The organism is Muribaculum intestinale, from assembly GCF_002201515.1.
Classification (GTDB): Bacteria; Bacteroidota; Bacteroidia; order Bacteroidales; family Muribaculaceae; genus Muribaculum; species Muribaculum intestinale.
This window is the reverse complement of record NZ_CP021421.1, coordinates 1006695-1018999: the sequence shown is the minus strand read 5'-3', so window position 1 is coordinate 1018999 and position 12305 is coordinate 1006695. Positions and strand designations below refer to the sequence as shown.

At 53.4% G+C, this 12305-nt stretch carries 4 protein-coding genes and 1 other RNA gene; 3 read left to right on the top strand and 2 right to left on the bottom strand.

Going from position 1 to position 12305, the window contains the following annotated elements:
- The first annotated feature begins 1066 nt into the window (after window positions 1-1066).
- From ADH68_RS04195 to ADH68_RS04185, 3 genes are all read left to right on the top strand, one after another.
- Window positions 1067-4282: a glycoside hydrolase family 2 protein gene (locus ADH68_RS04195; protein ID WP_068962177.1), complete on the top strand. Its 3216-nt coding sequence runs from the start codon at window positions 1067-1069 to the stop codon at window positions 4280-4282.
- A 20-nt stretch (window positions 4283-4302) separates the two neighbouring features.
- Window positions 4303-8025 carry a glycoside hydrolase family 2 TIM barrel-domain containing protein gene (locus tag ADH68_RS04190; protein WP_232321412.1) on the top strand — a complete coding sequence of 1241 codons (3723 nt, stop codon included), beginning with the start codon at window positions 4303-4305 and terminating at the stop codon, window positions 8023-8025.
- 584 nt (window positions 8026-8609) lie between these two features.
- Window positions 8610-10904, top strand: a complete 2295-nt coding sequence (locus ADH68_RS04185) for a GH92 family glycosyl hydrolase (protein ID WP_084274184.1) — start codon at window positions 8610-8612, stop codon at window positions 10902-10904.
- Between the two features lie 85 nt (window positions 10905-10989).
- On the opposite strand, the gene rnpB is transcribed toward ADH68_RS04185, so the two are convergent.
- Both rnpB and ADH68_RS04175 read right to left on the bottom strand, forming a co-directional pair.
- Window positions 10990-11405: RNase P RNA component class A (gene rnpB / locus ADH68_RS04180), an RNA gene on the bottom strand.
- Window positions 11406-11460: 55 nt separating this feature from the next.
- The gene (locus tag ADH68_RS04175) at window positions 11461-12285 is read right to left on the bottom strand and encodes a LicD family protein (protein ID WP_068961913.1); all 825 of its coding nucleotides are present in this window, start codon (window positions 12283-12285) and stop codon (window positions 11461-11463) included.
- Window positions 12286-12305: the final 20 nt, after the last annotated feature.

Here is a 12305-nt window from a genome sequence, read left to right as displayed (position 1 = left end):
GGGATGGTTCAACACTCCCGGCGATGGCGAAGGGCGTGGATGGTATCACTATAAGGGTAGTGACGGTTTCCGTCCAGGGAGCTGTTCGATTGACATCTGGCCCGAGACTTCGGAATACGAGAAACTTTATGATACGGAGTTTCGCTATGCCGACGGTTCGGTTGCCCGTACATTCTCGTCGCATGATGCTTCAACTGTCGACACCCACTTTCGTTGGATGAAAGAGTATGGGCTCGACGGAGTGTTCATGCAGCGTTTTGTCCCGGAAATCAAGAATCCTTCCGGGAAGAAGCATTTTACCAAACTGCTCAATGACGCGAGCGTGGCTGCCAACAAATACGGGCGCGCTTTCTGTGTCATGTACGACTTGTCGGGGATGAATGCCGGCGACGAGAAGATACTTCTGAATGATATACGCGAACTCACACCGATGCTCGGTCTTAAGAACCGTGCGGACAATCCTTCGTATCTGTGGCATAACGGCCGCCCGCTTGTAGTGGTATGGGGTGTGGGATTCAATGACCGTCGCCAGTATGGACTCAAAGAAGCCAATGCTATTGTTGACGGACTGAAAAAGCAGGGCTTCAGTGTGATGCTGGGAGTGCCTACTCATTGGCGTGAGCTCAAATATGACACAGAGTCCGACCCCCGGCTCCATGCATTGATAAAGAAGTGCGATATTATCATGCCTTGGTTTGTAGGCCGTTATAATGAAAGCACCTACCCCTTTTATAAGAAACTTATCGGAGATGACGTCAAATGGTGTAAAGCCGAGAATATAGATTACGCTCCCTTGTGTTTCCCTGGTTTCTCCTGGAAAAACATGAAAGGGGCGCAAAGCCTGCAGATTGACCGCAACAACGGCAACTTCTTTTGGAAACAGCTTTCCGGCGCTATAGAGCAGGGAGCCGAAATGATTTATGTGGCCATGTTCGACGAAATCGACGAGGGTACCGCCGTATTTAAGTGTGCCAGGAATGTTCCTGTAGGCGATAGCCGTTTTGTGGCTCTTGACGACGAGACCGAGCCTGACCATTACCTGTGGCTTATCGGACAGGCCGGAAGCATGCTGAAAAAGGAGAAGCCACTTTCAGCCTCGATGCCGGTGCGCAATCCGGCCTCACAGCGTTTGGTATACAACGGAGTTTTTGCTCCATACGAAGGGCTTGTCAACCGTCTGGAGAAGCCATATCGTAAGGAAATCTGTCTAAACGGCTACTGGGATTTCCAACCGGTAAGACTACCGGCCGACTATCGCCAGGGAGGCGGGAAAGCACCCGAGCTTCCGATGCCTTCTGCCGACGGGTGGAGCAAGACAAAAATCAAGATACCCTCTCCGTGGAATGTCAACGACTTCTCCAACCGCAATCTGGAGGGCCCCGATCATCGCAACTATCCTTCATATCCCCGTGAATGGAACGACGTGAAGATGGCATGGATGAAAAAGACATTTGATGTGCCCGCAGACTGGACAGGAGATGACATACGCCTTTGGTTTGAGGCTGTTGCCGGCGAGACTGTCGTATATGTCAACGGGCATAAAGTCGCCGGAAATTTTGACCTTTTCCTTCCGTTTTCAGCCGATATTACCGATGTCGTAAAGCCGGGTGAGAAAGCCGATGTGCTCGTAGGAGTACGCTCTCAGAAACTATTCGAGGACAACAGTACCATCGGACGACGTATTGTGCCTGGCGGCTCAATGTGGGGGTATGATATGAATGGCATATGGCAGGATGTGTATCTTCAGGCAGTGCCGCGCACACGCATCGAGGATATATATGTGAAGCCTCTGGTAGGCCGCGGAACGCTTGAAATCGAGGTCACGCTCACCAACTCCGACACCAAGAAACAGAATGTAGAGCTCGCCGGTGATATCAGCGAGTGGATCAATCTGGCCGGGACCGATGTAAATTCAGCGCCGGTACCTGCCTGGGAACTCGGGCGTCAGGCCATGGCTGTAAAGCCTGTAAAGGTGAATGTGGCCCCGGGTGATACGGTAAAGACTGTAATCGCACTCCCCGTAGCGGAGGGCACCCTTAAATACTGGACTCCGGAGACTCCCAATCTCTACAGCCTTGTTCTGTCAGCCAAAACAGGAGGCAAGAAAATCGATACGAAATATGAACGCTTCGGATGGCGAGAGTGGACTCTCGAAGGCACAAGCCATCTGCTCAACGGCAAGGTATACCCGCTGCGCGGCGACTCGTGGCACTTCATGGGTATCCCTCAGATGACACGCCGCTATGCATATGCCTGGTACAAGGCCATCAAGGATATGAACGGCAATGCCGTGCGTCCACATGCCATGGTGTATCCGCGCTTTTACCACGACATGGCCGACGAGATGGGTATATGTATACTGAATGAAACCGCCAACTGGGCAAGCGACGGAGGACCGAAACTTGATTCTCCCCATTTCTGGGAGGCGTCGAAAGACCATCTGCGCCGCTTCGTGATGCGTGACCGCAACCATGCGAGTGTGTTCGGATGGAGTGTCAGCAATGAAAACAAGCCTGTGATACTATATGTATACAATCGTCCTGACCTTCTCGAACCCCAGATGGTGGCATGGCGTGAATGGCGCGATATCGTGCGTGAACTCGACCCAACCCGTCCATGGATCAGTTCGGACGGCGAGGATGACGGCGACGGCATACTTCCTGTCACCGTAGGCCATTATGGCGATGTAGGCTCGATGCACAACTGGATCAATATCGGCAAACCGTGGGGTATCGGAGAGCATTCGATGGCCTACTACGGCACTCCCGAACAGGTGGCAAAATATAACGGCGAACGCGCCTATGTGTCGGCCCTCGGGCGTATGGAGGGTCTTGCCAACGAGTGTTATAATCTGATTAAGGACCAGCGCGACAATGGTGCAAGCTATTCGACTGTGTTCAATATGGCATGGTATGCGCTGCAGCCCCTGCCGATTGGCAAGAAAGATATCACTACACCTCCGTCGATGGAGAATGACGGTATATTCTTCGGCACATACACCGAGGGACAGCCTGGAGTACAGCCGGAACGTGTCGGCCCCTACAGCACGACTCTCAATCCCGGTTACGACCCGTCGCTTCCGCTTTACCGGCCATGGCCTATGTTTGAGGCGATGCGTGCAGCCAACGCTCCCGACGGACCGGCATGGAGCGAGTGGGCCGAAATCGACAAGAAGAAATATGAATCAAAAGGACGATGGGATGCCGCCACCCCTTATCGTCAGGTAGTATTTGTGGGCAGTGCTGATTCCCGTGCGCGCCAGCAGTTTGACGCTCAGGGAGTGATATTCTCCGACAAGGTTACAGATCCTGCCAACGCACTGTATGTTCTCGATGGCACATATTCCCTATCCGGTGAGCTTGAAGAGACAATCAGAAAACATATGAGTCTTGGTGCCGACCTGCTCGTGTGGGGCATCAATCCTGCCAATGTGCAGCCTCATAATCCTTACAACGGACTTCTGCCTCTGCCTGTGACGGTAAATACACTCAGGCGTTCCTCGTTTATTCCGGCCGAGACCTCATGGATGCGTGGACTTAATCCTTCGGATTTCTATTTCTGCGAGGTGCAACAGGCCGATGCCGCACAGTACACACTTACCGGGCCGCTTGTGGAAGAGAGCGAGGTGATTCTCGAAGCATGCCGTACCGACTGGCGTACATGGAACAAGCGAGCCGAGAATCTAAAGACTGCCGCTCTTCTGCGTTCGGAAAATGAGTGCACCACTCCCCGTGCGGTAGTTGTGAAGTATTCATCCGGTCCCAACAACATATATCTGAGCACTCTCGGAGAGTTTACCAATACCGAGAAGGGGTTCAAGACACTTGGCGCTATCATCGCCAATGCAGGCATCCCCTGTAAAGCTCTTGAACAGAATCCCGATGAAATCTTCTTCTTTCAGGACAACAAACTGTTGTTCCCGCGCCAGGCTGCCAAGAGAATGGTAAAAGCCGACGGCAGGAAGAGTCTGACGATTTATGTCTACAGCCCTCGTCCGCTTGACGACCTGCTTATCGAGCCTAATATGCCCAAACTTACACTGCGTACCGGAACTCCTGATACCGAACTTGTAATCAACGGCAAGCCTGTGGAGATTGCCGGCAAGGATTACAATCGTGCCGATTTCCGTGAACTGCCGCTACTGCAGGGATGGAACTGTCTGGAGATAAGTATGCCGGAGTCGACACCCGACGACAAGCTCCAGGGCCACTTCTTCTGCGACAACCGTGCCGACTATCTCCCGCAGGTGCGCGCTTCCTATGTCAATCCGGAGGCCAAATGATTTAAAAACATCAAGTCAATATGTCAGTTAGTTCAATAAAAATGTTGTGTGTCAGCTCCATGGTCGTAGCTTCGCTATCGGCCACGGGGGCTGATGCCGCAATATACCGAAACGATTTTTCCAACCCTTCCGAAAAGCTGCTCACTGTAGGACGCGGCTCTACCCATGTCGGACGGGAGGGTGTACTGGTGTCGAAAGACAATTATGCATCTTTCGGAGCACCCGACATGAAGGATTATTCTGTGAGTTTCCGTGCACGTGCGCCAAAAGGGGAAGAGCAGGTGCAGATATGGTGTGGATTCCGTGCAGCCAACCGCTTCGACCGATATATCCTCGGGATAAAAGGTGGCATACAGAACAATGTGATGCTCATGCGCATGGGCTATAAGGGCAACGACGAGCTGATGGGTGTGCGCCCACTCGGTTTCACTCCCCGCCCCGGAGAGTGGATTGATGTGCGTATAGAAGTCGTAGGCAACCGTATGCGTGTATTTCTCAACGGAGAGGAACATCCTCATATGGATATTACCGACCCCAATGCATCACGGTTTGCCCCGGAAGGTGGTGTGACCCTTGGCGGGAGCTGGATTCTCACAGAGTTTGACGACCTGGTAATCACGCCTCTTGCCCCCGACGCGCTTGACGGGGTCTCCGACAAGGAATGGAGCAATCCCCTTACTCCCCGTCAGAAAGAGGATATGCGCCGCAGTCAGCGAGCATCCTATGCCGGAAAAAAACTCGACAGCCTGAGTGGCGCGCGTACAGAACTGAGCCTCGACGGCGACTGGCTGTTCATGCCGGGCTACAGCGATATCGCTGAGAAGGATGCCGTAGATCCCGACAAGGGTGATTCCGACTGGCATGTGATGAATGTGCCCGACTTCTGGAATCCGATACGCATATGGCTGCATGGCGAGACTATGGGTACTCCGCGCGGACATATGCCGAAGGGTGTGTCAGACACATATTATATGCAGGAGACGGCACGCTGCGAAGGGTATACTTTCGACTACCGCCGCACCCGCGATGCATGGTATCGCCAGTGGGTCGACCTTCCTCAGGAAGTGGAGGGCCGCAATATCCGGCTGACATTCGATGCCGTGTCGCGCGCTACTGAAATATATATCAACGGTAAAAAGGCCGGGAGCCATCTGGGCATGTACGGACAGATTGACGTAGACGCTACCGGTATGCTGCATCCCGGACGCAATCTTATCGCCTTGAAAGTAATCGGCAAAACCGGCGACGGAAAATCCCCCTCAATCGATTTTTTCTATTCGTCTGTGCGCGAGAGCGAGCAGGAGGATGGAAAGGTGGAGGCCGGCAAGGATGTCATAAAGGAGATACCCCACGGGTTTTACGGTGATGATCCGGCAGGTATATGGCAACCGGTGAAACTCACGATAACCGAGCCGGTAAGGGTCGATGATGTATATATACGTCCCGGTCTCAGCGGTGCCACATTCGAGCTGACTGTCAGTAACCGTTCCGACAGACGTCAGACCATAGTCCCGTCAACCAGAATTACCGACTGCGCTACCGGCAGCGAACTTTATGGCGGCAGTATCGGAAAAGTGACACTCGCTCCCGGAGAGAAACGTACTTTGACCTATAGTGTCGACGGACTTAAGCCGCGTCTGTGGTCGCCTCAGCATCCCGACCTGTATGATTTCACATTCACTCTGTCCGACAAGAAAGGGCGCGAGCTCGACAGTTTTACCGAAACTTCCGGATTCCGCACATTTGAGGTGCGCGACGGACTGTTTTATCTCAACGGGCATAAATATTGGTTGCGTGGCGGCAATCATATACCGTTTGCCCTGGCTCCCAACGACAAGCGTCTGGCCGACACCTTCATGCAGCACATGAAGAGAGGCAATATAGATGTGACACGCACCCACACCACTCCCTGGAACGAACTGTGGCTTGACGCGGCCGACCGCAATGGCATAGGCATCAGCTTCGAGGGTACATGGCCCTGGCTATTCATACACTCCACACCACTCCCCGACGCACAGGTGCTCGCCATGTGGCGCGAGGAGTTCCTCGGATTGCTTAAGAAATATCGCAACCATCCGTCGCTGCTGTTCTGGACAGTCAACAACGAGATGAAGTTCTATGACAACGACGATGATATTGAGCGCGCCAAGGAGAAGTACCGCTATATATCCGATGTCGTGGGCGACATGCGCAAGGTCGACCCGACGCGTCCGGTATGTTTTGATTCAAATTATCAGGCCAAGGGTAAGGAGCAGAAGTACGGCAAGGCATTCATGGACTCTATCGACGACGGTGATATCGATGACATGCATGCTTACTACAACTGGTATGACTACTCATTGTTCCGCTTCTTCAACGGAGAGTTTCAGGATAGGTTCAAGATGCCGGGCCGTCCGCTCATAAGCCAGGAGATGTCGACCGGATATCCCAACAACGAGACCGGCCATCCGACTCATTCATATCAGATTATACATCAGAATCCCGAGTCGCTTGTAGGCTATGACTGCTATGACTATGCCGATCCGGCATGCTTCCTGTGGGCTCAGTCGTTTATTACCGGCGAGCTTGCCGAGGCATTGCGGCGCAGTAACGACCGGGCGTCAGGTATCATGCATTTCGCCCTGCTCACATGGTTCCGACAGGTTTACGACGCCGACCGCATCGAGCCTTGGCCTACATATTACGCGTTGGCCCGAGCTCTCCAGCCGGTGCTTGTAAGCGCCGAGCTGTGGGGACGCCATCTGTATGCCGGTGAAAAACTTACCACACGCGTCTGTGTGGTAAACGACCTGGAGGAGGGGCGTGCTCTGCGGCCCACACTTCTGCGTTGGGAACTTCGCGACGAGCGCGGCAGGGTGCTTGACCATGGCGACAGAATGCTTGACAGTGTGCCACACTACGGACGTCTGTGGATTGACCCTGAGATTACCATCCCGGAGAGTCTGCCCGAGGAGAAGGTCAAGGCACGCCTGTATCTGAAACTTACGGAAGACGGCATACCCGTGTCGGCCAATGAGTATGAGCTGCTGCTTACCACCCGCGACTGGGCCAAAGGCAATAAAACAGGAGACGGCAAGCAGAGACTTGCCATACTCAAAGGGGAGGGCGCCGATAAGACTGCCGCCACACTTACGTCGCTCGGTATCGAATATGCAAGATACGCTTCCGTTACCCAGATGCTTGCTGCAAATCCCACAGTGGCCATCATAAGCGACACGCATGTGCTTAATGACTACGATGCGAAGGCCCTGCGCAAATATGAGGAGAATGGCGGGCGTATACTGTTTCTGAACAGTAATGAAGCAGCCAAGGCGGTATTCCCCGAGCATATACTCAGCTGGGAAGTCCCGACCGAGGGTGATATCACCTTTATGGAGCGCAATGACAGCCGTGTGTTTGACGGGATAGAACCACTTGAGCTGCGCTATTTCAACAACAACCGCCGTGAGATACCCACTGCATGCAACACTACCATGCAGGTAAATCGCAGCGAGGCCCTTACCGAGCTTGCCGGGCAGATAAAGATACACGCTTATATCGACGGAGGAGGCTCCAAGGCCCGACTCGACCGCATAAATTCCCTGCGAGGATTTACCATGGTAGGCATAAATGAAGGGGAAGGCTCGGCCATTGTGTCGACTATGGCTACGCAGAAAGCCGACACCGATCCGGTTGCCGCAAGGCTTCTCCGCAACATGGTGGAGACTCTTGTGTCGGGGGCTCCGTTCACTCCATCTATATGATTCCGGAGCAGGACCTAAGAAACTGTTTAAGAGCTTGTTTAATAATAAATGTTACCGTCAGGGCGGTCAGTCGGCGAGCATATTTTCGCTTGTGATGAGGGAGTTATGGGGTTCCATAACGACCGAAGAACGGGCGGAAAGATGCCGGCGAATGACCGAAGGGAGGTAATTTGTTTCATATCGTTGATATATTTTTGCATTTATCTTACAAGCCGGCAAGAGATTGTATAGGTTATTAAGTTATCTTTTGTCTCGTATATATTGGCCGCTTTTCGCCCTGTTTTTCAGTCATGTACATAAAGTACAATCCTTCGACACATGTCGAAAATCGACTCAAGCTATACGACCCTGGCGGCAACATTTATTATTAAACAAGCTCTAAAATTCATATTGCTTTGCTTTTGAGAGTCTTGCCGGCATCTTTTTGCTTATTCTTCGGTCATGTAGCTACGGCTACACTCCCTCATCACAAGTGAAAATCTGCTCGCCGACTGACCGCCCTGACTGTAACATTTATTATTAAACAAGCTCTTAAACAGTTTCTAAGAGGATGCTCTAAAATAACTGATAACTCATTACAAGCAATGAACCATAACCATAAACTAATCGGAATAACGGCAGGATGTCTCTCTTTACTGGCCGGGGCAGCCGTATTCCATGCATGTATCAATGCCTACGCGGCTGACAATAGAGAGCCGGTAGATTATGTCAACCCGTATATCGGCAATATCAGTCATCTGCTTGTGCCGACTTTTCCTACCGTGCAGCTCCCCAACAGCATGCTGCGGGTATATCCGGAGCGAGCCGACTATACCAGCCGGCTGCTCAACGGACTTCCTGTGATAGTCACAAACCATCGTGAGCGCTCGGCATTCAGAATCAATCCCGGGCATGACGGGGCCATGGCGGCCGTGAAGCAGTACAGCTACGACAACGAGTATCTCACTCCATATGAATTCTCGGTGGATATAGCCACACCTGCCGGAGATGATCCGATGCATGTTCATTATGCAGTAAGCAACCAGTCGGCTATCTATGACATAGACTTCGAAAGCAGCGAGCCCGGCAAGCCTGCGTATATCGCGGTAAGCACAGGGAGCGGCAGGATAAATGTCGACGGCAATCATATCAGCGGATGGCAGCAGCTACCCAACGATACACGTGTATACGTATACATGGATGTTGACAAATCGCCTACAGCCGCCGGTATTCTTGAGGACGGCTCGGTGAATACGGGTCTTGGCAGCAAGGAAGGCGATAATGCATGCGCGGTGTGGCAGTTTGCCGACGGTACGAAAGATGTGGTGCTGCGCTACGGCGTGTCGTTCATATCCGAGGAGCAGGCCGCACTCAATCTGTCCCGTGAGATAAAGGACTTCAATCTCGAGGATGTGTCCGCCAAGGGGCGCAAAGTGTGGAACGACGCGCTCGGGCGTATAGAGGTGAAAGGCGGTAGCGAGGATCAGAAGACGGTGCTTTATTCGTCGTACTACCGTACATTCGAGCGTCCCATATGCATGAGCGAGGACGGGCGCTATTTCAGCGCTTTCGACGGGCAGGTGCATGACGACGAAGGTACACCATTTTATACCGACGACTGGATATGGGATACCTACCGTGCGGCTCATCCGCTGCGAATACTTCTCGACAGTGACCGCGAGGAGGCTATCCTGGCTTCGTTCCTCCGCATGGCCGACCAGATGGGTACAGGCTGGATGCCTACATTCCCGGAGGTCAACGGCGACTCGCGCCGCATGAATTCCAATCATGGCGTGGCCTCCGTGGCTGATGCCGTGGCCAAAGGTATCAGGATTGATACTCTTCGTGCCTACGAAGCGTGCCGCAAGGGTATCGAGGAGAAGACTCTTGCGCCCTGGAGCGGAAATCCGGCCGGCTGGATTGACGAGTTCTATGCGCGCAACGGATATATTCCCGCACTTCGTCCGGGAGAGAAGGAGACCGACCCTAATGTACATGGTTGGGAGAAGCGTCAGCCGGTGGCTGTGACTCTCGGCACAAGCTACGACCAATGGTGTCTGGCACGCATAGCGCAGGCTCTCGGAAAGACCGACGATGCCGCCCGATATGACAGCTGTGCGCTCAATTACCGTAATATCTATAATCCGGCTACGGCATTTTTCCATCCCAAGGACAAGGATGGCCGGTTTATCGAACCGTTTGACTATAAGTGGGACGGCGGTCCCGGTGCCCGTGAGTACTATGGCGAGAACAACGGATGGATCTACCGCTGGGATGTGCCTCACAATGTGCCCGACCTGATAGAGCTGATGGGAGGCAAAGAGAATTTTGTCGAGAATCTTGACCGTACTTTCTGTGAGCCTCTGGGCCGTGGGAAATATGAGTTTTATTCCAAACTTCCCGACCATACCGGCAATGTGGGACAGTTCTCCATGGCCAATGAGCCGTCGCTGCATATACCGTATCTATACAACTATGCCGGCATGCCGTGGAAGACTCAGAAAGCCATACGCGACCTGCTCAAGATGTGGTTTCGCAATGACCTCATGGGTATTCCCGGAGATGAGGACGGAGGAGGCATGACTTCGTTTGTCGTGTTCAGCTCGCTTGGATTCTATCCGGTGACTCCCGGTCTGCCGTTGTACAATATCGGTTCGCCGCAGTTCGAGCATGCTTCGGTGAGACTCAGCAACGGCAATACATTCGAGATTGTGGCGAGCGGGGCGAGCGACACCAACAAGTATATACAGTCGGCGCGTCTCAACGGCAAGCCTTGGGATAAGTCGTGGATAAGCCACGAGGATGTGATGAACGGCGGAAAGCTGGAGCTTGAGATGGGGGCGCGTCCCAACAAGTCGTGGGCAAGCGGTCCGGAGTCGGTGCCTCCGGTGCTGATGTGACGTCAGGTGTTCTTCTGTCAGATATAATAAGGCCATGCATTTCCTCAGATGGGATGCATGGCCTTTGATGTGTTGATAAAAAAGGAGGGTGAGCCGGGCTATAAGCCGGGTTATGTCGGTCGTGCCTGGTATCTTCGCCGTAGCGGAGACGGGGCATGCCGGTCAGCCATTTATCTACGATGTACGTTGCCGTATCATCTGGTCGGGCCATGTGTGATGACCTCGGTAGCAGTCTACCCCCCGACAATGGGCGAGCAACCCTTGAATGCCGGTATACTTGACTTTGCAACCCATGAGGTGTGCGGCGCGATATGTCGCCATACCGCCCGGTGAGCTCTTACCTCGCCTTTTCACCCTTACTGCCCCGGGGGCAGCGGTTGTTTTCTGTCACACTGCTCTGCCGTTGCCGGCAGGTTGCCGTTAACAACCATGGTGCTCTGCGTTGCCCGGACTTTCCTCTTGCCGCTCTCGAAGTCGGCAAGCGGCTGACCGCCCGGCTCACGGATTCCTCCTAAACGGATACAAAGATATGAATTATTCCGATAAGTCGTAGAAATTATTGCTTGTTTATCGGCGATGCGGGAGTGTTTGAATCTGTTGCAAGATGGGTATGGATAGTCGAGGGCAGAGAGGTGTAGTTGTCGCCGAACAGCCGGCGCAGATAGAGGTCGGGTGAATGTGGGGCGCCGAATGTGTGTCCCTCGAATGATATTCTTCCGGTGGGCAGGCATTCGCCGGCTATGCGTGGCGCTGAGAAATAGCTGGGTATGAGATGTCGGTGTGTGGCGCCTGCGCCTGTGGCAGAGAGCAGCCGCAAAGCAGGGTAGGCTATATGCTTGAGTGCAAAACGCAGTGGAGCCATGCAGCGACGTAGTCCGGGGCGTGCGACCCTCATCTTCAGTTCGGTGCCGATTAGCTTTGAGCCGAGTCGGTGGAGGCGGCGCGATGCCGATGGTGCGAGCGGGAATATGTCGATGTATGCACCGTGGAATGCCTGTAACGAGTCGAGGCCGTCGGCTTCCGCTATATTGGTATGTGTGTCGCGCAGTTTGGCGAAGGGGAAGAGAAATTCAGGGTCGGTGTCGGATGTCTGTAGGGCGTATCCGGCGGCCGGCGCTTCTTGGGCTATTGCTTTTATGAGGCGCAGATAGTCGGGGAGCATCAGCTCTATATCGACATCATCATCCCAGGGTATGAATCCGCCGTGGCGCACGGCTCCGAGCAGTGTGCCTGAACTGAGCCAGTAGGGTATGGCATGGCGCACGCAAAGTCGGTCGAGCCATATCAGCATGTCGAGCATCACGAGCTGATGGCGACGCAGGTCGGAGCCGTCGGGATTGTAGGCGGCACGGAGCGCCTTTTGGGTAGCCTCATCAATCATTGTGGAATTCAAGTTTATTT